This window comes from Zymomonas mobilis subsp. pomaceae ATCC 29192 (genome assembly GCF_000218875.1).
Taxonomy (GTDB): domain Bacteria; phylum Pseudomonadota; class Alphaproteobacteria; order Sphingomonadales; family Sphingomonadaceae; genus Zymomonas; species Zymomonas pomaceae.
On the sequence record NC_015709.1, the window covers coordinates 923,936 to 948,302 of the forward strand.

The 24,367-nt window shown below is 44.7% G+C and carries 21 protein-coding genes, 1 tRNA gene and 1 pseudogene; 3 read left to right on the top strand and 20 right to left on the bottom strand.

Annotated elements, in window-relative coordinates; genetic code table 11:
• Window positions 1–18: 18 nt before the first annotated feature.
• The 14 genes from ZYMOP_RS04175 to ZYMOP_RS04240 all read right to left on the bottom strand — a co-directional run bounded on the left by ZYMOP_RS04175 (window position 19) and on the right by ZYMOP_RS04240 (window position 11,570).
• Entirely contained in the window at window positions 19–690 is a 672-nt protein-coding gene (locus ZYMOP_RS04175; RefSeq protein WP_013934109.1) for a hypothetical protein, read from the bottom strand.
• Window positions 691–699: 9 nt separating this feature from the next.
• On the bottom strand, window positions 700–1,137 hold the full coding sequence (locus tag ZYMOP_RS04180; RefSeq protein WP_013934110.1) for a hypothetical protein: 438 nt from the start codon (window positions 1,135–1,137) through the stop codon (window positions 700–702).
• Between the two features lie 53 nt (window positions 1,138–1,190).
• Window positions 1,191–1,436 carry a hypothetical protein gene (locus ZYMOP_RS04185; RefSeq protein ID WP_013934111.1) on the bottom strand — a complete coding sequence of 82 codons (246 nt, stop codon included), beginning with the start codon at window positions 1,434–1,436 and terminating at the stop codon, window positions 1,191–1,193.
• Window positions 1,433–2,854, bottom strand: a complete 1,422-nt coding sequence (locus ZYMOP_RS04190; protein WP_013934112.1) for a hypothetical protein — start codon at window positions 2,852–2,854, stop codon at window positions 1,433–1,435. Before ZYMOP_RS04190 ends, ZYMOP_RS04185 begins: the two co-directional genes overlap by 4 nt.
• Window positions 2,848–3,513 (bottom strand): phage adaptor protein, encoded by a 666-nt coding sequence (locus ZYMOP_RS04195; protein ID WP_013934113.1) that lies wholly within the window; start codon window positions 3,511–3,513, stop codon window positions 2,848–2,850. The genes ZYMOP_RS04190 and ZYMOP_RS04195 overlap by 7 nt, the downstream gene beginning before the upstream one ends.
• 9 nt (window positions 3,514–3,522) lie before the next feature.
• On the bottom strand, window positions 3,523–3,849 hold the full coding sequence (locus ZYMOP_RS04200; protein WP_013934114.1) for a hypothetical protein: 327 nt from the start codon (window positions 3,847–3,849) through the stop codon (window positions 3,523–3,525).
• Window positions 3,850–4,032: 183 nt separating this feature from the next.
• Complete coding sequence (locus tag ZYMOP_RS04205) at window positions 4,033–4,947, bottom strand: DUF5309 domain-containing protein (RefSeq protein WP_013934115.1); 915 nt, start codon at window positions 4,945–4,947, stop codon at window positions 4,033–4,035.
• A gap of 388 nt (window positions 4,948–5,335) precedes the next feature.
• Entirely contained in the window at window positions 5,336–5,443 is a 108-nt protein-coding gene (locus ZYMOP_RS04210; RefSeq protein ID WP_041581954.1) for a hypothetical protein, read from the bottom strand.
• Between the two features lie 40 nt (window positions 5,444–5,483).
• On the bottom strand, window positions 5,484–6,323 hold the full coding sequence (locus tag ZYMOP_RS04215) for a hypothetical protein (protein WP_013934117.1): 840 nt from the start codon (window positions 6,321–6,323) through the stop codon (window positions 5,484–5,486).
• Window positions 6,324–6,458: 135 nt separating this feature from the next.
• Window positions 6,459–6,761: a hypothetical protein gene (locus ZYMOP_RS04220; protein WP_013934118.1), complete on the bottom strand. Its 303-nt coding sequence runs from the start codon at window positions 6,759–6,761 to the stop codon at window positions 6,459–6,461.
• Window positions 6,758–8,950, bottom strand: coding sequence for a portal protein (locus ZYMOP_RS04225; protein WP_013934119.1), 2,193 nt, complete (start codon window positions 8,948–8,950; stop codon window positions 6,758–6,760). The genes ZYMOP_RS04220 and ZYMOP_RS04225 overlap by 4 nt, the downstream gene beginning before the upstream one ends.
• Window positions 8,951–9,020: 70 nt before the next feature.
• Window positions 9,021–10,307, bottom strand: coding sequence for a PBSX family phage terminase large subunit (locus ZYMOP_RS04230; RefSeq protein ID WP_013934120.1), 1,287 nt, complete (start codon window positions 10,305–10,307; stop codon window positions 9,021–9,023).
• A 6-nt stretch (window positions 10,308–10,313) separates the two neighbouring features.
• A complete protein-coding gene (locus ZYMOP_RS04235) occupies window positions 10,314–10,811 on the bottom strand; it encodes a hypothetical protein (RefSeq protein WP_013934121.1) in 498 nt (165 codons plus the stop codon).
• A gap of 123 nt (window positions 10,812–10,934) precedes the next feature.
• The gene (locus tag ZYMOP_RS04240; RefSeq protein ID WP_013934122.1) at window positions 10,935–11,570 is read right to left on the bottom strand and encodes a DNA-3-methyladenine glycosylase family protein; all 636 of its coding nucleotides are present in this window, start codon (window positions 11,568–11,570) and stop codon (window positions 10,935–10,937) included.
• Between the two features lie 206 nt (window positions 11,571–11,776).
• On the opposite strand from ZYMOP_RS04240, the pseudogene lon reads away from it, so the two are divergent.
• Both lon and ZYMOP_RS04250 read left to right on the top strand, forming a co-directional pair.
• Window positions 11,777–14,193, top strand: a pseudogene (lon, locus tag ZYMOP_RS04245) (endopeptidase La).
• A gap of 132 nt (window positions 14,194–14,325) precedes the next feature.
• Window positions 14,326–14,400 (top strand) — tRNA-Val (locus ZYMOP_RS04250).
• Window positions 14,401–14,445: 45 nt separating this feature from the next.
• Here ZYMOP_RS04250 and ZYMOP_RS04255 read toward each other — a convergent pair.
• Both ZYMOP_RS04255 and ZYMOP_RS04260 read right to left on the bottom strand, forming a co-directional pair.
• Entirely contained in the window at window positions 14,446–15,696 is a 1,251-nt protein-coding gene (locus tag ZYMOP_RS04255; RefSeq protein ID WP_013934123.1) for a glycoside hydrolase family 68 protein, read from the bottom strand.
• Between the two features lie 204 nt (window positions 15,697–15,900).
• The gene (locus tag ZYMOP_RS04260; protein WP_013934124.1) at window positions 15,901–17,145 is read right to left on the bottom strand and encodes a glycoside hydrolase family 68 protein; all 1,245 of its coding nucleotides are present in this window, start codon (window positions 17,143–17,145) and stop codon (window positions 15,901–15,903) included.
• Window positions 17,146–17,582: 437 nt separating this feature from the next.
• On the opposite strand from ZYMOP_RS04260, the gene ZYMOP_RS09545 reads away from it, so the two are divergent.
• Window positions 17,583–17,948, top strand: a complete 366-nt coding sequence (locus tag ZYMOP_RS09545) for a hypothetical protein (RefSeq protein WP_013934125.1) — start codon at window positions 17,583–17,585, stop codon at window positions 17,946–17,948.
• Window positions 17,949–18,157: 209 nt separating this feature from the next.
• On the opposite strand, the gene glk is transcribed toward ZYMOP_RS09545, so the two are convergent.
• From glk to ZYMOP_RS04285, 4 genes are all read right to left on the bottom strand, one after another.
• A complete protein-coding gene (gene glk / locus ZYMOP_RS04270; protein ID WP_013934126.1) occupies window positions 18,158–19,132 on the bottom strand; it encodes a glucokinase in 975 nt (324 codons plus the stop codon).
• A gap of 149 nt (window positions 19,133–19,281) precedes the next feature.
• Complete coding sequence (gene edd, locus ZYMOP_RS04275) at window positions 19,282–21,108, bottom strand: phosphogluconate dehydratase (RefSeq protein WP_013934127.1); 1,827 nt, start codon at window positions 21,106–21,108, stop codon at window positions 19,282–19,284.
• The gene (gene zwf, locus ZYMOP_RS04280) at window positions 21,101–22,558 is read right to left on the bottom strand and encodes a glucose-6-phosphate dehydrogenase (protein ID WP_013934128.1); all 1,458 of its coding nucleotides are present in this window, start codon (window positions 22,556–22,558) and stop codon (window positions 21,101–21,103) included. Before zwf ends, edd begins: the two co-directional genes overlap by 8 nt.
• Window positions 22,559–22,709: 151 nt before the next feature.
• Window positions 22,710–24,122, bottom strand: coding sequence for a sugar porter family MFS transporter (locus ZYMOP_RS04285; RefSeq protein ID WP_013934129.1), 1,413 nt, complete (start codon window positions 24,120–24,122; stop codon window positions 22,710–22,712).
• Window positions 24,123–24,367: the final 245 nt, after the last annotated feature.

Below are 24,367 nucleotides of genomic sequence, written 5' to 3' on the forward strand. Positions count from 1 at the left end.
CCATAGTTTTAAACTTTCTTAAATTTTAAAACCATTGGAAGCAAAACCGGATAAACCTGCGCCCGCCAAGCTTGCAAGCATGGAGCCTAATCCTTGATTTTGCGTCGTGGTATTATAATTCCCCAATAAAGACGCCATGTTGCTGGCGAGAGAAGAAGCAGAAGATTGCGGTAATGCCGCTGTATTTTCCAAATAATTATCGAGCGTGTTAACGCCATTATTGCCAGCCTCTGCAATATTACTAGCATTTTCGGCGGCCTGCTGCTGATAACCGCGCTCATTATTATAATTGTTATAAAGAAGGTTACTATCCGTTTGCCCTAATGTTTTGGCCAATAATTGTGTTTGGGCAGAACCGCCGGTAAGACCTCGGGTCCCAATCGCTCCATTAACGCTATTGGTAACATCTTGATTGGTCATATTGATAACATTTGACAAAGCAGAATTAGAAGATGGATTAAGATAATTACCAGACAAGACTGATTGGTTATATTGACTGGCTTTATTAAGATCATCATTATCTAATGTTTTATCAGCGACATTATCAATATTGCTCTGCAATACATTATTGATATTACTCACATTACCTTGATTACTATCATAAGCCTGCTGAAGCGCATTGGCGCCTGTTGTAATATAGGGCTGTGCAAAACGGCTAGGCGCCGTTGTTGCCTTGCTTTTCTTACTCATAAAATCCTCTTATAATCGCTTTTCATAAGCGACTGTTTTTTCATGCCAGCCTAAAAGGGCCAAAGGACGCCGCCAGCCGCTTCGACCATAAGCACGAAGCGCAATACAGCCTATTTCACGGGCTGATCGGGCAATAACCTCCGATAATTCAGCTAGCCAAAGTGAAAAATCTTTTCCGCCTACCAGATAAATTTCCGCTACCTCACCCGCGGGGCTATTCACTATGCGGGTAACGGCGGCTGCATATAATTTCTCTTGAAGATCGAATTTTTCCGAAGAAAGGGTCTCTGTCTGCAATACAGCCCACAGTTGAAGACTACCGCTGGCTAATTCCGGTAGAATATCGGACCAAATTTCATCAGAACGTTTTAAAGCCGGATCTAAAAAATGCTTGGCTTCAGGCCAGCCTAGCCATTTTAAAGGGTCTGCAATCATGCCAATTTTCATTGAGGGCCTTTCCTTCATGACAATGCATTGAAACCATTATTCAGGTTGAATAATCACCACAAAGCCTGCCATCCCGCCCCGTCCCACATCATCGCTTTGTTGTTACGGGTATTAAAGAACCATTGGCCTTCTTCAGGATCGCTCGGTGGCGTATCACTTTTAGGAAGCGGCTGGTTACGATAGCTTTGCAGTAAAGCCGCTTGTTGTTCCGACTGCGTCATTAAACTATTAATAGCGGTTGCAGCCCGTCGCACCCAATCAGCTATAGAAGAGGTCGTCACAGATAAACGGAGCATCATCGCCCTTCTCCTGCGATAATTTCCCAATCAAATCCTTGAATAAAAGACCAGTTAGCGCCTTTTTTTGTTTCCAACACAGCCGCACAATAGCGGCTATTGACGCGTAACGGGATGCGACCGGAAGGCATTACTATAGTCTTTACTTGCCCTGTTGTCGGATCCCCTAATCGAGCGCGCATTTTGATCGTTAAAGTGGCTTCTTCTGTTATATCACTCAGCAAGCGCGCCGATCGTATGCGACTGTGGTAACCCTCCTCGGCACTAAAGAAACCGGTCTCGAAACAGGCAGGCAAATTACATCCAGTCAAAACCCCAAAATCATTTTGAGGCCCAACAAATATAAAAAGCGGATCACCGCCGGAAAATCGGGGATCGTCCAGACTATAAGGGATCGTATCCAACCCATGGGGATAAAGTTTATTTAAATCTTCTAACGTCGTATTAGCAGTAAAACCCGAAAATAGGCTGATAGCGGCAAGGTCTAGTCGGCTCCAACGATCAATAGCCCAATTATAAATCAGCACCATGGAAGGATGACCGGGTATAAGCCACGCTACCATATGACGACGCGGATCAATGGCTGCCGTAATCTCAGATAAATTATTGCGGGGGCAGCTTTCAAAAAAGCTTCGATCCACTCTTTCATTCCCGATGGGGGTTACAGAAACACCATCGGTCATCATAAAACCTCGATCGGACAGAAAGAAAGCCTGTCGTCCGGCCTGGGCAATTGACCCAGCGGCAATAGCACCAACATTGGCGCTTATTTCATCAAACTGCCAAATATAGGCATCACCCGTATAGGTCATTCTGACGATACGGGAACGCTGAATAATGACACCATATTCACCCCCGATAATCCCCATAATGTCCCCCCCTGTCAGCATAGGCTGATAACCCGCCTGATCATCGCCGATGACATTGCTGTCTTCATTATTAAAGCCAGACCATTGGAGAAGATTTTTCTGGGCAGATGCTCGCCCGTAAACGACAAAATCACGGATAGTCGCCACAATTTCCGCCGTGGGTGCATCTGATATTGCGGAGGCCTCCCCTGTCAGGATATTCACCTTGCGCGTGGCACTTCCATTAACCGCGATGACAAAATCCCCGAATTGGGTAAAATGCCACAAACCATAGGCGGGTAGGCCGGTTAAGATAGCTTGCCAGTTGCCGGAAACATAGCGGTATAGGCTATCTTTTGTGCCCGCTAATAATAAAGTCGACCCATCAGAGCCTAAAAAAGCCGAGGCGCCCATAAAGGCCGTGGGTAAAGCCGGTGCAAAAGAACAAAAACTACCTACAGGGCGATAACCATTGGCACTCGGATAAGCATTACTGACATTAATCAGACAATCCGTTAAATGGGGAGGCTGATCAGGTTCATAAGCTCCCAGAATAAAGCGCTGACTTACCATCGATAAGCCCCCCTGACCGCTTCTGATACGGGCGTAGGGGCGATAAGGGGGCCAGCCCCATATCTTTTACGAAGACCTGCTGTGTTTAATTCATCCAAGGCCTCATCAAGTGCGGCTTTAATCACAGGCAGACGACTGTCATTCCATCCGAAAAATTCAGCCTGTAACAGGCTACCAAACAAATAAATATCGGGATGGGCTGTTAATAACCAATTGCTTTGCCGTTCCAAAGATAAAGAAGGCAAGCTTGCCAAATAGGTTAAGGCAATCTGTGTTTCTGTTGTCGATAGAGGGGAAATCCACAATTGCCCCGCTATAATGGCAAAAATAGGCTTGTGGTTGCCATTCGCCTTATATTGTTGAAAATTTTCTGGAGAAACCTGTAAAATACTTTGTTTTCCAGAAAAATCGGAAACCGATAACAAGCGGACAGAAGCAAAATCATCCGGTAAATTGATAACCCCCGCGACGGGCAAAGGTATCTCTATTTCTAATTCTGGATTGACCAGCAATCGTCTGAAACGTGCTTCAGCCAATTGGATAAAATAAGGAATTTCATCCCCTAAATCTTCCCGCTCAAGCCACAGTGCCACCGCTTTTAACAAGCCATCATAATGCGTAAGGCTGTCAAAATTCTGGGCGTCAATAAAAAGACCCATCAGTCGTCCTCACATAATAAAATGATTGACCCGCAAATAGCGATAATCGGGATGGTTCAGTAATCGGCGGACGGCGGGCGCATGGTTCTTATCCCAATAACGCACCCCATATTTCACCAACCATTCCATCAAAATAGCAGCCGGTATATGCGCCGCATGCCACATATCGGAACGGCGATCGAAAGCTTCATTTTGCGCGCGCTTGTTGGCCTCTAAAGCGGCTTCGCAATCCTGTTCATAGCGGATATGCCAACTGCCTTGATTTTCCTCAGAAGAGGAAAACCAACTTTTTAATCCCGTTATCGGATCAAAGGATAATAGGCGTTCACGCGCCATTTTAACGGCTCTTTTCTTTTAGATTCTCTGATAGCAGAGAGGATAAACGACGCGCTAAAATGCCTCTTTCATCAGGTATTTTTAGATAAAGGAGGAAGAACATTTTAGGCTTCCGAGATAATATTGCGCCTAAAAGGCGACCCAAAAAATCGGCCGCCTTTTAGCTTTTTTTCTCAACTTGAATTAAGCGGCACTCAAATCGGCCAGCACACCAGAAGCGGCCTCATTGTGACAGCGCAGCGCAATTTCAGTATAAAGCGCATCCCGATCAGCAAGGCCGGTCGTGGCTAAAGAACGTTTCTGCATGGGGTCTAAGGTGGCTACAGACCAGTATTCGGGATCAATAACCAAAGCACTGCTGTTGTCACAAAAACGGTTCGGCACAAATTGCACTTCCCCAACATCGGAAACATAAATATCAGCACCTGCAATGATGCGTGCTTTTTGATCGCCTGTGCTACGGCGATTTAAGGCAAGGCCGGGAAAAGCCGCCGCCGTCTGTTTCAACTTTAACGAGGTAATAACCATATTAGGTTGCCCTCCACTGACCCAAACATCGCCCAAAACTTCTTTTAACAAATCTTCAGTATAGGGACGCATCGTTCCATTTGTGGCTGCAACCGTTGGATAACCACTGCCATTATCGCCGCCGGACATTGACGGATTAACGCCACCTGTGCCACGGTTCGCATTATGCCTTATCCATGCTAAAGCGCCTGCGGTTTCACGGGCGACAGAGGCACCATCACCCGGGATCGCCGCGAAATTACCCGTAAAGCGGGCTTCAATATCGCGTTTTAATTCCTGACCGGCACGGGCTAACTGATAAGCATGTTCATCACCGCGTCCCGCATTTCTAACGGCACGATCTGTCGTGGAGGTACCGACGACTTTTGTCATAATCTGGGTATAATTGCCTACTCGAACCGTAGGTTGACGACTTTCATTGGCAAGATCGGCCCCCTCTACTTGCTTGTTCTGGGCATTAGCATTTGCTAATGTGTCTGTCTGCCATTCTGTATAGGTGTTTTTAGCTGTTGTCTGACCAATGGCTGTGACAAAAGGTGTTTCCAGATTGTTACCGCAAGGGCTCTTTATCCCCTGCTTCCTTACATTCCTGCAAGGCTCAGACTATATCATCGCTTTCGCGGGCGGCGCTCGTGTCAGCATTACTGCCATAAGTTTAAAACAGACTGATATTAAAAATGAAAGGCTTTCATAACGCTTTTCAAAGTCATATTTTTGTCATTGCATGTCGCAACGATAAAGAGTTCCTCTTGCCTCTTTTTCAAAAGTAGACGTAATCAGTTTTATTGCTTTACTCGTAGGCTCGGCTATTAGTCGTTACACCTTCAAGAAACTTTCGTCTCAAGCTTGGCTCGGGATTATCCCCGTTTTTCACGGTCGGACGTTCCCCGAATTCACCGCCTTTTCATTTAATGCAGGTCTTCCATTTCCTCTTTTGAGAAAATTTTTAAAACCTACATTAACGGACCAAGAATCCAGTCGGGCTGATATTGTAAATAATATCGGCTAAATCTTCACGCACACCCACACGCGAATAAGTTTGTACTGTATTTGAGGCAACCGCCATAAATAATAAATCCTTTAAAATAAGGGTAAAAATTAAATAATTATCGAAATAAGGCATTCATGGCTGCGGCGGCGGAATGGACATCGCCCTTTTGCCGTAACATACCCATAGTTTCATGCAGTTTTCGGGTTTGGGAGGCACCTTGTGGTTGGGCCGTGCCGGGTTGGGCGGTCTTGCCAGAAGTCTTCGCAGCCTTAATCGCGGCCGACTTACCTTGTTGCAAAGCATCCCATTGCGCCGCTTTACCACGCCATTCATGGGCTTTTTTTAAAGCCAAAATATCTGTTGCGTCGGCATGAGCCAATGAATGGTCATTATAGCCTAAATGCCGCCCCGTCTCTTCAAAAGCTGCCACCATAGTCGCGCGTTGATGGTTATCATTCCATTCCGGCATCATCGTTATCAACCGCTGATGTTCTGCTTTTGCCCAACTAACTCGCCTAGCTAATTCAACGGATTCAGCCTGCGAGGCTGCCTGAATCGCTTCTTGAACAATCTGATCGCGTTTCGCGGTTAAGTCCTCATATTGAGTCAGTTGTGCCGCATAAAGGGCAGGATTGCTGACAAGCAGATTCGGGTCTGGTTTTTTAGGGGTAATAGCTTCCGCATATTTGGCTAACTGATCGGCATAATGGCGATGAAGAGCCCCATAATCACCCTGTGGCTTCGTGGAATCTGTTGAAGATAGCGGTACAGATTGCGTAGCTGTATTATTACCGCCTGTATCTACAGAATTATCTGGAAGGCTATCGATCCCGTTATCGGACGCTGATGATGACTGATCGCCTTCTAGGTCGGGCGAAAAATTATTTAAAGCCCTTGCCGCTTCCAGAATAGAGCCCTGAGAGCCTTTTCCTGAAGCCTGTTTAATATTTGTCATTTCCCTGTTATTCCTACGGCTATTATACCGTTTTCAAGAAAGCATGGGCGTTAACAGACGTCTCGTCACGTCTGAATTAAGGCCTTTGATGCCGGTTAATGAAGAATGAAATTTATGGTCAATCCATGAAAGGATTTACAACCAGCGCCGTTTTCGCTCTGGTAAATTTTCGATTTTACGGGCGTGTTCTTGGGCTTGATCGGCCAATTGACCATCGCCGATAATAACCTGCACCAGATTGTCAATCTGACCGACGATGCGATTGGCCATAGATAACCGCAACAATTTACGTTCAGCCTCGGGCTCCCATGGAGCAATCGCTGACATACGCTGAATATAACTGGTGCCTATATCACTTAAAATGTCTTTTAATCCCCCTGCTTCTTCATAAAAACTTTGCCAGCGGCGCGCCCGTAAAATGGGGTCTTGAGGGCTCATTTATCCAATGCTCCGCCAGATTTATCCTGAGGCAACCACTGATCTATCTTGCGACTTGGCTTGCCTTTTTTTTGCTCTGCCATTTTTAAAGCCATTTCATAGTTACGATCCGCCGTTTCTTTGGCTAAAGAGGCTTCAAATTGCGAACGTTGCCGCGCAAGTTCTGCATCTTCTGCCGCTTTCGCTTTGGCTAAGGCCAAACGCTGTGCATGCTCCTGCTGCTGCATTACCAATTTTGCTTCAGCTTCCTGCTTTTTTAAGGCAAATTCTGCCGCGATTTGATTTTGCTCAGCCATCGCTTTTTGCTGCGTTAAATCGCTCTCTTGTTCAGCCTTCAATGCTCTATCATCCGTATTATTTACAACTGTGCCAGCAGAATTTTGCGTTTTATTTTGAGAAGACGTATTTTGTCGCAAGGTTGCAGGATCAATTAAATAATCGGTTGGAATACCCAGTCCACAATCGCGGATCATTGCCGCAATATTGTTATAAATTTGCTCTGGCCCCGTTAAGCCCAAAGCCAAGGCCTGTTGCTGAACATTCAACAATTGCTGACGATAGGCCAAGCGTTGATCTTTCCTGCCAGACCCCAAACCTACTGTTACCCGAATAGCCATATCCGGCGGCCATAACGTCGGATCAACGGTACGATACAAGCCTTCAACCTTAATCGCTATCGGATCACCGTCAGCAATCATAAGCCACAGTTTCTTTTGAAAAAGACGCCCTAAACTCTGGGCAAAATTACGGGCAACATATTCTTCCATTTGCTGCCCTTGAGCCTGTAATAAAGCCTGACCGGTTGCTGTCTTATTGAGGGTATCCGCATCCAATCCTTGATTAAGACGGGTAATACCTGTGCGACTCTCTTGAGCCGCCTGCATGTATTCCATCATCCCCAAGGATTTTTGAATATCGAAACCTTCATTAAGGGGAGTTGGCGGAATACTTCCCCGATACCGGACAATAGCCCCCGGTCTAACGGTCAATAAATCATCAAATGTATCTTCGGTTAAACCATCAATATTAACGGCCATACGAGGCGCATTTGTCTGATAAACCCCATCCAGAGCCTGCCGCATCAAAACCGATTTGATGCGTTGAATATCCATGACCTTTTCGGCCAGAGAATTGCCGACCATCCGATGCGCTCTAGGAAAGGGTGTCCATATCACAAAGGGCGCTTCGTCCACTTCCTCAATCGCCAATAGGGTGTCTTGAACCCGAAAGATTTGCAATAATTCGGCGATACCATCCCCGTCACGATCAAGCTTTACATATTCTTCATGTAATAAAACTTCGCGGTTTACGCCCTCTGCTGCCGATAAAGAAGGATTCTCATCACGCCAACGGGCATTGGCTCTTGGGTCAGAATCAAAACGACCCTTATCATACGGTAACGTCTCGATGATATTGGGATCGAAACCCATTTCGATCAAATCTGACAGCGTTTTATAACTGACATGCGCTTGATAATCAGCGTCATCTTCATGGCGGGTTCGGGCAGAAAAGCGATATTCTTCTGACGGAATCGGCATATCGATGTAACGTTTTTGCTGTCGATAACGCGTTATGGTCACATCATAAAAACCATTTGTGCCCCTATCCGTTACAGATAGTTGAAGATCGGGATCGTCTTCTGCCTCCATTAACAAGGCGGCTAAGGCATCTTCTTCTAAAGTGATATGTCTGATGGCAGCCCGCCGTTCAGACAGAACAGCCGTTTTTACGATACCGATTTTTTCAATTAAACCCGACTGAATCCAGTCATGCAAAACTTTATAACCATCTTGGCCATGCATAAAGGCATAGCTAATCGCTTCTGTGGCATCTTCAGCCGCTTGCGCCTGTTCTAAAGAAGCGGGTTCAAATTCGACAACCCGATCCCCCGATATAATCGTGCGCAATAGGCTAACGGTCATATAATCGACGACTTCGGCGACGTCTGGACTGACTACTTGGCTACGACCTTCTTCTTCATCACCAAAGGGGCGTGCTTCATAAAAATCTATCGCATTTTCTTGATCATCGGCTAATAAACTACTGTGCCAACTATCGGCGGCCTCTGCTTTTTCCCGTATAATAGTCAATAGCGCCCTATTGCTTAAATATTGCGCATTTTGCGGCTTCTCTTTTTCGACTTTATCCGATGGAGAGGCGAAGGTCTGATTTTTTTCAGGGAGCGTCATAAACAAGGCTCCCTTAATTTCGATTTAATACAGAAATTCGCCCGTCTGAGCTTTTTTCCCAGCCGATCCATTATAATATTCCTTTATTGCTATAGACAATTTTCCGACTGGTAACGGGGGGCTCCCAAGCGATGGCGGCTAAACCAAAAGCATCCGCCGAATGGCTGGCCCAGTCATGTTCCGGTCCAAGGCCAATGCCGCGGATTTCGTCCCGTTTTTCATGATACCAACCGAGCGCCTCTAAGCCCCCTCGACAACGCTTTTCATCGAACCACATTTGTGGGAACAATCGTCTTGCAGATTCTACGCGCTGCATGGCCGCGCCTTTGCCTTGATTAGGCATCACGCGCACAGAAAACCCCGCTTCTCGCAACGCGCCTTCATAACTGGTAGAAACTATTTTATCGTGCTGCGCGCCATCATGGGGCAGGATACAAACGGCCTGTTCATAGCCTTGGGAACGCAACCAATAAAGATGCGCGGACAAAGGTTGCCCTTGCGCTTCATAATGATCTAAAAATCGAATTTCCCGCCCAATATATTGAATAATCCAGATAGCCGTAGCATCGGCTTTCGCGCCGGTTCCTCCTATGTCCCAAACAGCCCGAAACGCCATCAAAGGATCAGCAGCAAGGGTTCCGATACGGCCTTCGGCCCGTGCTATTGCCAGAGCCTTGGCATAATAAGCGCCCTCGGTAATCTCGGCATATCCGCCCTCCCAAATATGATGATATTTGTCAGGATCATAGGCTAAACAATCGAGCCGCTCTTGTTCCAAGGGTGACGGGAACCAAGGGTTGTCAGACCAGTTTGCTTCTATAACAAGGGCACCCGTCGGTGGATTATCACTGCGCAGCATTTTATCTACGGGATCATTTTTGAAACGGGGATTCCATGAAAACCACAATTCAGAATCTTCGCTACGAATAGTAGGACGAAGAAGTTCTAACGAGCGCTGTGACAAGGTTTGCGCCTCTTCAACCCATGCCCGCGAAAAACCTTCCAATGACTTGATAGTTTCCGCCGTATGATCCTGCATCCCTTGAAAGATAATTACCCCATCACCGGGAGTGCGGATACTATCGCGCAAAACCCGAAACCCTTGCGCCTGTCCCAGATTATAGGCCAAAAGTTTGGCTTCGATCAGACGTTTTGCAGAATCTTTCAGTGATTTTTGAATTTCACGAATACAAACAGCGCGTAAGCCTGGATTTCGCAAACAATCTTCAACCAGCATTTCGGCAAAAAAATGTGATTTACCTGAACCGCGTCCACCATAAGCCCCCTTGTAACGCGCAGGTTTTAACAGCGGACTAAAGACTTTTGCGGTAGGTATCCGTAATAAAGAAGGCGGCATAAAGCGCTATCCTTCTCTCTGTCCGATAGTATTGCACTTCTCTGGTTGACCTCTTTTATGAGGATCTCTTTCCTCGACAATCACCCGTTCAATCTGGGCAATAATAGGACCACCATTTTGACCGGTAACTTCTGTTTTCTGTTTATCATTCCACTGTTTAGGACGACGATTACGCAACCAAAAATTACAGGCATTAATATCCGGTGGTAAATGCTCGACAAATTCAACAATCTCAGGTTTTCCTGCGACCATCATCACTTTCTGACAATCATAGCTGTATCCTACAGCTCTTTTATAAAGAGAGGCCTCGACGCGATCATCGGCCACCGCCTTTCCCACGCGAACAGCGCGGGCAAATTCAGGATGATTTAAAATCCAACGGCCAATAGTGCGAATACTCACATCGAAAAATTCAGCCAGTTCACGATTGGTGGCCCCTAATTTTGCAAGTTTTCGAGCTTGTGGGACATAATCAGATTTAAAAGAAGAAAAACGAATACTCATGAAATTTTTATTGTCGATGAAATACTACATCACAAGCCTATAAAAAATATTAAAAAATCAATTTTTATAAAAAGTAAAATATTTATATTTAAAATTTTTATTCCAACTATCAAAGTTAATAATTTATATTTTAAGAGTATTGTTTCTCCATCTGTAATGATGCCACAAAAATAACGCTAATATACTTCGAAAAGGCCTAAAATTATTTCCTAATGCTACAGTCTCAGATGGTTTTGCCCGATAATCCAATTCATGAAAGCGGCCTACTTCTATTCTGATTGCTAAATCAGCGGCTGGCCAAATATTCAAACGCCCTTCCGCAAAAATCAGATAGTTTTCGGCGCTCCAACGTCCGATACCATGAATCTGCATAAGAAGACGTAAGGCCTCTTCATCATTTTTAGGGAGCTTTGTTAAATCAATAATACCTTCTGAAACATACCGTCCTAAATCTTTCAGATAAGCAATCTTGCTTAATGAAAGGCCACATTTTCGTAAGTCTTCTGATTCAGCTAAAAGCAAGGATGTTGCATCTACTATTCCTAAATACTGAGAAATTCTCTGCCATAACGTCTCGGCGACTTTTGTATGTAATTGCTGACCGATTATGATGCGAGAAAGACTGGCTATATCTGGTGATATGGGACAGTAATGAGGGTATCCGCTTTCTAAAATCCATTGGCTTAACAAGGGATAGAGAGCACTCCATTCATCCAGTTTTTGTCTAATAGTTTGATGATTTTTCAGCTGGCTCTTCATTATTATCAGGGTATATAAATTTATAATTCAAACCAGTATTTTAATTTTCAAAATTAAAAACGATAATAAAATCCGGATTTTGTGCTATTTTCAAATTTTTTCTTAAAATAAGAATTTTTCCAGACGCATCCCTTGATTGAACCCCAAAAGATCGTCACCATATTTATAAAAAGACGGATATAATTGTCCGTTTCAGTGGAGTTGTGATGACAGAAACCCTTCCCGTTTTACCGCTGCGCGACATTGTCGTATTTCCCCATATGATCGCGCCGCTCTTCGTCGGACGTGAAAAATCGGTAGCAGCGCTTGAAAGCGTGATGGCAGCAGAAAAAACCATTTTTCTTGTTTCCCAGCGCGACCCGGCTGAAGAAGACCCTGACCGTAAAGCACTTTACGATGTAGGCGTGGTCGCGAATGTGCTTCAACTTCTTAAATTACCTGATGGCACTGTCCGTGTTCTTGTTGAAGGTCAATGCCGTGCTAAATTAGTCGGCGTTGAAAATTCAAGTGGTCCGAGATCGAACGTCTGGAAGACGAAACAGTCGAGAATGATGAAGTTGAAGCCTTAATGCGCTCGGTCAAAGACCAGTTCGAGCATTATGCCAAACTTAACCGTAAATTGCCGGGTGATATTGCTCATGAGATTGGAGAGATTGGTACCCCTTCCCGATTAGCGGATGCTATTGCCGTCAATCTAGCTGTCAAAGTTGCGGATAAACAACCGCTTCTTGAAGAGCTTGATCCTTCTAAACGGCTGGAAATGACATTCGGTCTGATGGAAGGCGAACTAGGTGTTTTACAGGTTGAACGGAAAATCAGAAGCCGTGTCAAACGCCAGATGGAAAAAAACCAGCGTGAATATTACCTCAATGAACAATTGAAGGCTATTCAGCGTGAGCTTTCCACAGGAGAAGCCGCCGCCGAAGGTAATGAAGAAGATGACGGCGATGAACTCTCTGAATTCACGCAAAAGCTTAATAATCCCAAGCTTCCTAAAGAGGTAAAAGCCAAGGCAACTTCCGAACTTAAAAAATTGCGTGCGATGGGGCCGATGTCCGCCGAGGCTACCGTTGTAAGAACTTATCTGGATACGCTTCTCAATCTGCCATGGGGTAAAAAATCCCGTGTTAAGAAAGATATTTTAGCCGCTGAAGCTATCTTGAGCGAAGATCATTTCGGCCTTGATAAGGTCAAAGAACGGATTGTTGAATATATTGCGGTTCAGGCGCGCACCAACAAGCTTAAAGGCCCGATTTTATGTTTGGTCGGCCCTCCTGGCGTAGGGAAGACCTCGCTTGCGCGTTCTATTGCAAAGGCAACAGGCCGTGAATTCGTGCGTCAGTCTTTGGGCGGTGTTCGGGATGAAGCCGAAATTCGCGGTCATCGCCGTACTTATATCGGATCGTTGCCTGGTAAAATTGTTACCAATCTGAAAAAGGCTGACAGTTTTAATCCGCTATTCCTGCTGGATGAAATTGATAAATTAGGACAAGATTTCCGCGGTGATCCCGCTTCTGCTTTATTGGAAGTTCTTGATCCAGAGCAGAATAACAAGTTTCAAGACCACTATCTTGAAACTGAAGTCGATCTCTCGGATGTCATGTTTGTTGCAACGGCAAATTCTCTCAATCTGCCTCCTGCCCTTATTGACCGCATGGAGATTATCCGGCTTGAAGGCTATACCGAAGACGAAAAAATTGAGATCGCGAGTAAACATCTTTTGCCGCGCCAGATTAAATCCCATGGCCTGAAAAAAGGTGAATTTAACGTTGATAATACGGCCATCCGTGATCTTATCCGCTATTATACACGGGAATCCGGTGTTCGCGCCTTGGAACGTGAATTAGCTAAACTGGCGCGCAAAGCCTTGCGGCGCATCTTGGAAAAGAAGGCAAAAAAAATTACCGTGAATGCTGATAATTTAGCAGAATTTGCGGGTGTCCGTCGGTATAAATTCGGTATTTCCGAACAAGAAGATCAAGTGGGTGTTGTAACAGGTCTGGCATGGACAGAAGTCGGCGGTGAATTGCTGACGATTGAAAGTGTTACAGTGCCGGGTCGGGGTAATATCCGAACGACGGGTAAGCTGGGAGATGTGATGAAAGAGTCTATTCAAGCCGCTCTTTCTTTCGTCAAATCCCGTGCACCAGCCTATGGTATCAAACCAAGCCTTTTTGGCCGGAAAGATGTGCATATTCATTTACCCGAAGGTGCGGTGCCTAAAGACGGGCCATCTGCTGGTATTGGTATCGTTACAGCGATCACATCTGTCCTGACGGGTATACCTGTGCGACGGGATATTGCAATGACGGGTGAAGTTACTCTTCGCGGCCGTGTTTTACCGATTGGCGGCTTAAAAGAAAAATTACTAGCCGCATTGCGCGGTGGAATAACCACTGTTCTGATCCCAGAGGAAAATACGAAAGATTTAGCCGAGTTGCCGGACATCGTAAAAGAAGGCCTGAAGATTATTCCGGTCTCTCATGTTGATGAGGTATTAACTTTGGCCTTGACTAAAAAGCTGGATCCCATTGATTGGAGCGAAGAAGACGATTTAGCCGCCTTCCCGCCTGCTGCAATGATGGGCCATTCCTCGGAAGGCCTGAGTCATGTTCACCACTAAAATATAATACCTAAATATTCTTCCCCTTCTACCCTGATGGATAGAGGGGGAAATTTTGTTTAAGCGTGTTTTGCCTTTTTAAAAAAGGCTGGACAAAAGGCTCAGTTTTTCTTAGTGGCATTAACCACAGGCGGGCGCGTAGCTCAGTGGTAGAGCACTGTGTTCACATCGCAGTGGCCGCTGGTTCAATCCCAGCCGCGCCCACCATTTTAATTTCCTAAACAGATAAATTAAATTATTAACGCTCCGGGGTTAACGAATACTGGGACGTCGATCTGGAATAGATCTTACTGGCCAAGCGTAATCAGCTTGAATATACCCATAGGCTTTAACTTCGGTTGCAAAGGTTTCATGGCCTTGCAATTCAACCTGCACTGTAGGTGCCAAGGTGCCGCCAGCGATAATTTTACCTGTTTTAGGGTCAATAACTTCATTGATGAATGATTCTACCAAACCATTATTCATCATATAATGCGCATAGGATTCCGTAGGCTGGGATGGCGTGCCGCCTAAAACCAAACCTGAACCATTCAAAGGTTCATAGGGGCCAAAAATACCGTTTTCAGAAACAAAACCATAAAGACCATCAGAGCCCGTCAGCCCATCGGCAAAAGTAGAATTATGGGTAATCGTGAAAAGATAGGTCAAACCATTCTGAAAAATAACATGGGGACGTTCTGTCTGATCATTAACACCAAAAGCGGTTACCAAGGGTGGTAACAGTTCCCATTCTGTACGGTCATCTGAAAGACAATGGGCGATTCCGATAGAGGCAGAACATAAGCAGGAATCCTCAGCCACGGCTGTATTTTCTGGTACGAAACCTATTTCCTCTTCACCTACCGCACTTTGCCCACGCACCATGGCGACATTGCCTTCAAACAAGGCATAGGTCTCACCATCTTCAGGATTAATAAATACATGGGGATCGCGGAAATTCCACAGATTATTTTCGGTATAATTGGCATAGAAGAGGCCATCTGCTTGAAACATATCCGTTGACTGATCAAAGCCACTGAACCAGACACCTTTATTATCAGCGTATATATGGCCTTTCGTAACAGCAGCTACTGCTTCAGCTACGCCAGATTCATTAAAAAGTGTTGAAGTAAAGAAGGTCTCAACTTGATTACGCGAACCGGGAGCCATAATAGTGCCCCCTGACCATTCCGCAGTCCGCGTATTAGCGGTTTCGTTCAAAAGATGGCCCCCATAGATCCAGCTTTTACCATCTTTTGAATAAAAATATCCGATACGGGCATGAGAGTGACGATTATTCCACGCGATTTTCCGGTCAGCGACCAGAGAGAATATAACCGTCCAGCCTTTAAAGCTGACGACATTCCCATTAATATCACGTAGTGGCCAGGTATCCCAAAGCCATAGATCATCACGCATAATTGGAAAATCGGTACCGATTTCCGGCATCATCGTGGTTTTATCTTGCTTATTGATTTTCATCGCTTGGGCACGCGTCCAACGACTAGCATTGAAATTAAACATTGCGAAAATTTTGCTTCTTATAAAACATATGAATAAAGGTTCCATTGGAGTAATAAATCACCCCAATGGAACGAGTAAAAAGGGTAAAAAACGATCTCTTCAAAAGAAAAATCTTTTAAAGTATTTGAATTTTAATTTTTTAAAATAATTACGAACGTTCTTCTTGAGATAAGAAGAATAAAAATTTTAAAATAGGTATCTATTTTAGAAAAGGTCAGCAGTTGCTTCCGTTAACCATTCAATCTGTGGCGGAATATAACCATAGCCTTTCACTTCAGTTACAAAGCTACGATGCCCTACTAATTCCAGCTTAACGGTTGGAGCCAAAGTCCCCCCATAACGGAAAACCGTCGGGTCGCTACTGGGAACCGTATCAATGAAAGAGGTGACCAATCCATTGGTCATCACGTAATGTGAATAAGCCTGATAAGGCTGAGATGACGGATTACCCAAGACCAATCCAGAGCTGTTTAATGGCTCATAAGGGCCAAAAATGCCATTTTCTGAGACAAAGCCATAAACACCATCAGGACCATCCAAACCCTCAGCATAGGTCGAATGGTGACTGATCGTAAACAGATAGGTTAGACCATCCTGAAATACAACATGAGGGCGTTCAGTCTGATCATTAACACCAAAAGCGGTTACCAAAGGCGGTAACATCTTCCATTCAGTGCGCGCTTCATTAGTAGCACGAGCAATACCGATAGCGGCAGCCGTATAGCGTGCACCATCTGGCGTCACAGTTTCTGGCGGGACGGGGCCGATTTCGTCTTTGCCAACCGGCACTGTGCCCCGATCCATGGCTACATTGCCTTCGAACAGGACATAAGTTTTTCCGTCTTCAGGGTTAATAAAGACGTGTGGATCGCGGAAATCCCAAAAATTATTTTCAGTATAATCGGCATAATAAAGACCGTCTGCCTCAAACAGATCAGTAACCTCATCAAAACCTTCAAACCGAACACCCGTATCATCAGCATAGATATAACCCTTACACTGGGCGGGTACTGATTGGGGCGGCGTTTGGTTAACTGAAGTAAAGAAAACTTCAACTGAATTAGCCGTACCTGGTGCCATAATTGTACAGCCAGACCATTCCCATGAGCGGGGGTTTGCGCCATCTTTTAACAAATGACCGCCAAAGACCCAATTTAAGCCCCCACGAGAATAGAAATAGGCAATACGGGCACCATCATTACGATTGCTCCAACCGTATTTAGACCGATCCGCTACGAGAGCAAAAATAACAGTCCAGCCCTGAAAACTGACAACTTGGCCATGAATGTCGCGTAAAGGCCAAGTATCCCAGATCCAATAGTCCTCATTCATAACAGGGAAATCATAGCTGATAGCTGGCATCGTTGCTGTCGGATCATCGGCATGCACTTTCATGGCATCAGCACGTGTCCACAGACTTGATTCTGCAATACCTACAGTATTCAACATAAAAACTATCCTAAAAAGAGGCGATTAAAAGCCAAAAACATAAAAGTTCTCGACTTTGATAAAGATATAATTTTACTATCTATATCCTTACCAAAATATAGAATGAAAAATTTTCATTTTATATTTAGTGCTTCAACCTTCGATATAGATAATATGTATATTTTATTGCCTGTAGGACAGAAAAAAATTAAATTTATTTTTTAAAAAAATAAATTATACTTATTTTTTGTTTAAAAATTAAACAATATTATATGATTTACTACAGTTAAATATTATTTTAAAAAAAATTATAACTTAACGTTAAAAATATATTCATTAATTATTTATAGCGCATTTTTAATATTAAATTTCATAGAATTTAACATTTTATTTAGGAATCACTTCATATTGTATTTTTAATTATAATTACTTCACCAACTGAATTGATACTAAGATCGATGATGAAACAACAAAAAATCATTGCTGACTGGCTTCATAGTATTCGTTATAAAATGGGGATAAGTTGGGCTGAGTTAGCCCGTAAAGCTGATATAAAGGCAGCAACAACATTATCACGTGCGGTCGATAGAAATTACAGTTCGATAATGTCGGTTAGAAATCTTGAAGCTATTGCTCAAGCTGCAGAAATACCTTCTATTTTAGATTTTTTGACGTATCAGAATAAAGTAACCTGTTCTGAAGAAGCCGATATTATCATGATAACGACAATTTTAGAAAAATATGGTCCTCGGAATGGATGGCAAGGCAACGATGTCCGCCAACTAGCCTCTATATTAATACAACATTTGTCTCTTTATAAATAATATTACGATGTGAAAGAAGATAAGACAGAAAAAATAATCACATATAAAATATTATTTTAAAATTTTAAAACGAACGCCCTTATTTCTTACAGAATAAGATACACAAATTTAATAAAAAATGCCTTTTCCCGTTAACTACAAAAGCAATTAACAGAAAAAGGCATTATAGTAATTTAACTCTAAGATAATTAAATTCTTAAAATTAAAAACTATTCAACGTCAGAATATTTATTGGCATAGGCGGCGGCAGCACCCAATAAGCCAGGCTGCGGATAAGTAATCAACTTAACCGGAATTTTAGACATAACGCGTTCAAAGCGACCTTTGGATACAAAGCGCTGACGGAAGCCAGATCCTGGTAAATGACCGGCAATACGCAGACCAACACCACCGCCGATAGCAACACCAGAGGCACCCTGTGCCAAGGCAAGATCACCTGCGATAGCGCCCAAGCTTAAGCAGAAACGATCAAGAGCGGCTTCGGCCAAGTTGTCTTTGCCTTCGAGAGCCATCTGCCAAAGTTTAACATCATCAAGAAGGCTGAAAGGAACACCTTCGATTGCAGCTAAAGCTTCATAAATGTTGCCAAGACCTGGTCCAGAAACAATACGCTCGATAGAAACCCGGCGGAAACGTTCACGAAGACGGGCTAAAACCTTATCTTCAAGCTTATCCAAAGGCGCAAAATCGATATGCCCGCCTTCCGTCTCAATGACGAAATAGCGACCTTCTGTGCGCAACAGGTGGGCTACGCCTAAACCCGTTCCCGGCCCAAGAATGGTGATAACCCCCTCAGCAGGTAAGGCTTCATCAGGACCACAAATATGGCCTAAATAAGAAGCATCCATATGCGCAACGGCATGGGCTACAGCACCAAAATCGTTGATAAGGATATGGGAATCAACATTCAATTTTTCATTCAGCGTAGCAGGACGTAATACCCAAGGGTTATTCGTCAGCTTTAAAACTTCACCATGTACAGGACCCGCAAAAGCAATCGCGGCAGCCCGAGGTAAAGGACGACCAAGCTTTTCACCAAAACGTTCCCAAGCTAACTGTAAGCTAGCATGTTCAGCTGTTTTGAACGTTGTTTCCGTTCCCAAAGAAACAACTTTACCACCACTGACTTCCGCAAGAGCGAAACGCGCATGCGTTCCACCAATATCAATCGCAACGATTTCCATGAAACACTTCCTTTCTAGAATAAGAAAGTCACCATATTTAAGAAAAAATCAGTAAATCTTATGCCCATACTCCAGCGTAGATTAAAAAACCTACGCTGGAGAATATAAAATCTGCCGGATTTTAGCCTATTGGTTCTTCTTTAGAGGAATTAGAGGCCAGCAGCAGCCAAAATGGCCATTGCGCCTTCTTCAGCAACAGGGGCATGCTGCCGCAGCAGGGCAAAAAGCTCACGACCGGTACCCGGATGGAATGCAGGTTGCTCAGCATGAGGACGAGCGGCCCATTCTTCAGCAGGAACCAAGGCTTCGACTTTGCCTTCTTCAACGGAAATACGAACAATATCACCGTCGCGTAATTTACCAATAGCACCGCCACCCAAAGCTTCTGGGCTAAGATGCAGAGCAACAGGCACTTTACCCGTTGCACCAGACATACGTCCATCGGTCAAAAGTGCGACTTTGTAACCTTTATCCTGCAAAACACCTAAGGCAGGCGTTAATTTGTGGAGTTCAGGCATACCATTGGCACGGGGGCCTTGGAAACGAACGACAACAATAACATCCTTGTCAAGCTGACCCGCTTTGAAAGCTTTCTGAACATCATCTTGATCAGAGAAAACCTGAACAGGGGCTTCAATCGTCCAGAATTTAGGATCAACAGCACTGGATTTATACATCGCACGACCCAGATTGCCTTCGAGAAGACGAAGACCACCATCGGGAGAGAACGGTGCAGAAACGGGATGTAAAATCGTGTCGTCACCTGGCGTTTTAGGTGCCGGTTCCCAAACGAGTTTACCACCATCATCTAAGACAGGTGCCTTAGCATAATCCTCGATACCACCCTTGGAAACGGTCATCACATCACGGTTCAACAGATTAGCAGAAAGCAGTTCGCTAATGACGTAAGCCATACCACCTGCATGATGGAATTCATTCACATCACGTGGGCCATTTGGATAGACACGGGCAATTAACGGAACAACTTCAGAAAGATCATGGAAGTCATTCCAGTTAACAAGAATACCGGCAGCACGGGCAATAGCTGGAATATGCAGCGTGTGGTTAGTAGAACCACCCGTCGCCAGCAATCCAACGATTGCATTCACGATTGATTTTTCATCAACAATTTTACCGAGAGGACGATAATCATCACCCTTCCAGCCCATCTCCGTCACACGGTGAACAGCTGCACGCGTCAATTGCTGACGAAGAGGCGTTCCAGGCGTTACAAATGCCGCACCCGGCACGTGTAAACCCATAACTTCCATCATCATTTGGTTCGTATTGGCCGTACCATAGAAGGTGCAGGTACCTTCCGCATGATAACATGCGGCTTCCATATCCAGCAGTTCTTTGGAACCAATTTTACCCTGTGCATAAAGCTGACGAATCCGAATCTTTTCCTTGTTAGGAATGCCGGTCGTCATCGGGCCTGATGGCACCAAAACAGTAGCCAAATGACCAAAGCGTAAAGCACCAATTAAAAGACCGGGGACAATCTTATCACAGATACCAAGAAGAGCAGCCCCTTCGAACATACCATGCGATAAAGAAACCGAGGTCGCTAACGCAATAACTTCACGACTAAACAGTGATTCTTCCATGCCAGGCTGACCTTGGGTCACACCATCGCACATAGCAGGAACACCGCCCGCCACCTGAACAGTTGCCCCAACTTCGCGGGCAAACACTTTCATCTGTTCTGGATAGCGGTAATAGGGTTCGTGCGCTGACAGCATATCATTATAAGCTGTAACAACGCCGATATTCATGCGGTTAAAGTCGCGTAATGCGGCTTTATCTTGTCCCATCGCAGCGAAGCCATGAGCCAGGTTACCACAAGCTAAATTCGGGCGATCGACACCATGTTCACGCTCACACTGAATCAAGTCCAGATAAGCTTTGCGGGTTTTCCGCGAGCGTTCAATAACGCGGGCGGTAACCTTTTCGACAGTCGAGTGTAGATCAGTCATACCAAGTTACTCCATCACGTTCAGCTAAAGCAATAGCAGCAGAAGGGCCCCATGTTCCAGAAACATAGGTTTTCGGCTTCATGCTGTTCGCTTTCCAGCCTTCACGAATTCCGTCAATCCAAGTCCATTGTGCTTCGACTTCATCACGACGCACAAATAAAGTGGCGTCTCCTTCGATAAGATCAAGCATCAGACGTTCATAAGCGATACGACGCTTACGATCCTTGAATACATCGGTCAAAGAAAGATCTAGCCATACTTCGCGCATATGGGCACCATTACGGTCAAGACCCGGCTCTTTTACCATCATAGAAATCTGAATGGTTTCATCTGGCTGAAGAACAATACGCAATTTATTCGGCTGAAGAACGCCACCGCTTGACGAGAAAATAGAATGCGGGACGGGCTTAAACTGAACCACAATTTCAGAACGACGAGCAGGTAAACGCTTACCCGTACGAATATAGAAAGGAACACCCTGCCAACGCCAGTTATCAACATGGGCCTTGATAGCAACAAAGGTTTCCGTATCGGACGGATGCCCCAGTTCTTCAATATAACCGGCTACTTCTTTGCCACCAGAAACACCAGCGCCATACTGTCCGGTAACCGTGTGGGTAAAGACGGTATCGTTGTTAATAGGACGTAAAGCGCGGAAGACCTTTACTTTTTCATCACGGACAGCGGTAGCTTCCATGTGAGCAGGCGGTTCCATAGCGACCAAGGCGACCAGCTGAAGAATATGGCTTTGAACCATATCACGAAGGCTACCAGAGCCATCAAAATAACCGATGCGGCCTTCTAAACCGACCGTTTCAGCAACGCTAATCTGGACGTGATCAATGCCTTTTGAATTCCAAAGCGGTTCAAATAAAGCATTACCAAAACGCAGCGTCAAAAGGTTCTGAACAGTTTCTTTTCCAAGATAATGGTCAATACGATAGACCTGTTTCTCAGAGAAAACTTTCAATACGGCATCATTGATATGATCAGAGGAAGCCAGATCCTGACCCAGTGGTTTTTCAAGCGCCAAGCGTGACGTGGAACCAGCCAAACCAGCCTGTTGAAGACCAGCGATTGCGCCTTCAAATAAAGAAGGTGCAGTCGAAAGATAAATGGCGATACCTTTTTCAACCGGACCAGAGAGTTCAGCTAACTTTCCGAACTGGGTAGGGTCAGTAATATCTACCGTGTCATAGAAAAGTTTAGTCAGGAATTTTGCTTTAGCTTCATCATTGAGCCGATCAGGGGCTACAAAACGATCAAGCGCTTTTTCAGCAAAATTACGGAAGCCATCAGTATCATAATCGCTACGGGAGGTGCAAACGATACGAAGATCTTCTGCCAGCAATCCGTCAGCATCAAGGCCATAGAGCGACGGCAACAGCATACGCTGTGAAAGATCGCCAGTCGCGCCGAATAATATCATCGTCGAAACGGTATTCGTCATTATTTTCGTCCTTAAAACAGAGGCCGAATCCTTTGCATCTATTTTTTAGCGCTTACGCTTCGTTCATACTACCGCCCAAAACAGAAAGTATAATCGGTTAAGACTTATCTAAAAAAAGATAAAAGAATTCAGCCAAAGCAACTTAACTATTTTAGGAGCGCCACATCTCCTCGATTTCTTCCAGGCTCCGTCCTTTCGTTTCAGGAACAAAGCGTGCGACGATTAAAGCGCCGAGTATACTTAATCCTGCAAACACAAGGTAAGAGAAACCATGGTTGAAAGTCCGATTTAAACCGGGATCACCATCCGCAATTTTAAACAGGAAGTTAACTAAAATATTGGCGATCCATTGCGCGGTAACCGCAATAGGCATAGCGGAACCTTTGATAGCATTCGGGAACATTTCTGACAGGACAACCCAGCAGACCGGCCCCCAAGACATTGCGAAACCAACAATGTAAAGAAGAATAGCAGCCAAAGGCAAAACGCCACCGATATGATATGTGAACATCATACCTAAGCTAAACATCATAACAGCCATGGCGATACCACCCCAAATAAGAAGCGGTTTACGACCAAAGCGGTCAACAATGCGTGACGCAATCATGGTGAATACGAAGTTCACAACGCCAATTGAAATCGTCTGAAGTAATGCGGTATCAGCACCAAAACCTAAGTTCAGGAACATTTGCGGTGCATAGTAAAGCACAGCATTAATACCGACAAGTTGCTGGAACATAGCGACTGAAACACCAGCGAAGATTACGGTTGCGCCAAAAGCAAACAAACCTGAATTGCTTTTTTGCAAAGCCTTATCAAAGCCAGCTTTAATTTTCTGAATCGTTAAACTAGGATCAACCTGAGGTTCCAAGCGAGCCAGAATCTTACTTGCTTCTGAATGGCGGCCCTTCATGACCAACCAATGCGGTGTATCAGGAGCCGTTAACAGTAACAGTAAGAAGACAACAGCAATTATACCTTCAGATGCAGGTGACCAACGCCAACCATTAGCATTGATCCAGTCAACAGAACCAAAATGGGCCAGAAGCCATGTGAAGATATAACCCGTTAAAGCGCCGGTTACGATGGCCATCTGTTGACCAGATACCATTTGACCACGCTTATCAGGAGGCGCAATTTCAGCAATATAGGTTGGAGTCAACGTCGAAACGATGCCGATACCAAAACCACCTAAAAAGCGGAAAAAGCAAAAAATTGGCAATGCTGAGCCAATATCACCAGTCAATCCCGTTGTAGCGGCACCAAATCCAGAAATGATGAAGCAGACTGCACTAATAAGCAGACCGCCACGACGTCCGAAACGGATACCCATCCAACCGGAAATTAATGAACCAACAACACAACCTGCCAAGACAGCAACAACCACCATCCCTGAAAGGGAGGCGGCAGCGGTAGCTGACAGATGGCGGGGACCAATAAAGTTAATATCAACCGGTATACCGATCGCAGCAATAACGGCTGAATCGTAACCAAATAGTAGACCGCCAATGGCGGCAATTAAGGCTAGTCGCGTGACTAGACCTTGACTACTTTCTGAACTCATGGCGATTCCTCTCCCGCCTTATATCTAAAAACATCTTACAACAGCTGAGTATCGGCTTTGATATGTCGCAGTCTTATTTTAGTTTCCCGCCACATAACATAGATAAAACCGAATCCTTAGCGATGGACTGATTACGAGTTACTCCTATTAAACTGATTTTGAAACCTCCTTATCATTATTGGAACAATATTTGCGTCGATCACGGACGATCATTTTTTTACTTTTGATCGATTGCGATAACTACA

Coding starts and splice junctions, on each gene's coding strand:
- ZYMOP_RS04175 (WP_013934109.1), bottom strand. CDS start 690: ATGAGTAAGAAAAGCAAGGCAACAACGGCGCCTAGCCGTTTTGCACAG.
- ZYMOP_RS04180 (WP_013934110.1), bottom strand. CDS start 1,137: ATGAAAATTGGCATGATTGCAGACCCTTTAAAATGGCTAGGCTGGCCT.
- ZYMOP_RS04185 (WP_013934111.1), bottom strand. CDS start 1,436: ATGATGCTCCGTTTATCTGTGACGACCTCTTCTATAGCTGATTGGGTG.
- ZYMOP_RS04190 (WP_013934112.1), bottom strand. CDS start 2,854: ATGGTAAGTCAGCGCTTTATTCTGGGAGCTTATGAACCTGATCAGCCT.
- ZYMOP_RS04195 (WP_013934113.1), bottom strand. CDS start 3,513: ATGGGTCTTTTTATTGACGCCCAGAATTTTGACAGCCTTACGCATTAT.
- ZYMOP_RS04200 (WP_013934114.1), bottom strand. CDS start 3,849: ATGGCGCGTGAACGCCTATTATCCTTTGATCCGATAACGGGATTAAAA.
- ZYMOP_RS04210 (WP_041581954.1), bottom strand. CDS start 5,443: ATGGCGGTTGCCTCAAATACAGTACAAACTTATTCGCGTGTGGGTGTG.
- ZYMOP_RS04215 (WP_013934117.1), bottom strand. CDS start 6,323: ATGACAAATATTAAACAGGCTTCAGGAAAAGGCTCTCAGGGCTCTATT.
- ZYMOP_RS04220 (WP_013934118.1), bottom strand. CDS start 6,761: ATGAGCCCTCAAGACCCCATTTTACGGGCGCGCCGCTGGCAAAGTTTT.
- ZYMOP_RS04225 (WP_013934119.1), bottom strand. CDS start 8,950: ATGACGCTCCCTGAAAAAAATCAGACCTTCGCCTCTCCATCGGATAAA.
- ZYMOP_RS04230 (WP_013934120.1), bottom strand. CDS start 10,307: ATGCCGCCTTCTTTATTACGGATACCTACCGCAAAAGTCTTTAGTCCG.
- ZYMOP_RS04235 (WP_013934121.1), bottom strand. CDS start 10,811: ATGAGTATTCGTTTTTCTTCTTTTAAATCTGATTATGTCCCACAAGCT.
- ZYMOP_RS04240 (WP_013934122.1), bottom strand. CDS start 11,570: ATGAAGAGCCAGCTGAAAAATCATCAAACTATTAGACAAAAACTGGAT.
- ZYMOP_RS04255 (WP_013934123.1), bottom strand. CDS start 15,696: ATGTTTAATTTCAATGCTAGTCGTTGGACGCGTGCCCAAGCGATGAAA.
- ZYMOP_RS04260 (WP_013934124.1), bottom strand. CDS start 17,145: ATGTTGAATACTGTAGGTATTGCAGAATCAAGTCTGTGGACACGTGCT.
- ZYMOP_RS09545 (WP_013934125.1), top strand. CDS start 17,583: ATGATGAAACAACAAAAAATCATTGCTGACTGGCTTCATAGTATTCGT.
- glk (WP_013934126.1), bottom strand. CDS start 19,132: ATGGAAATCGTTGCGATTGATATTGGTGGAACGCATGCGCGTTTCGCT.
- edd (WP_013934127.1), bottom strand. CDS start 21,108: ATGACTGATCTACACTCGACTGTCGAAAAGGTTACCGCCCGCGTTATT.
- zwf (WP_013934128.1), bottom strand. CDS start 22,558: ATGACGAATACCGTTTCGACGATGATATTATTCGGCGCGACTGGCGAT.
- ZYMOP_RS04285 (WP_013934129.1), bottom strand. CDS start 24,122: ATGAGTTCAGAAAGTAGTCAAGGTCTAGTCACGCGACTAGCCTTAATT.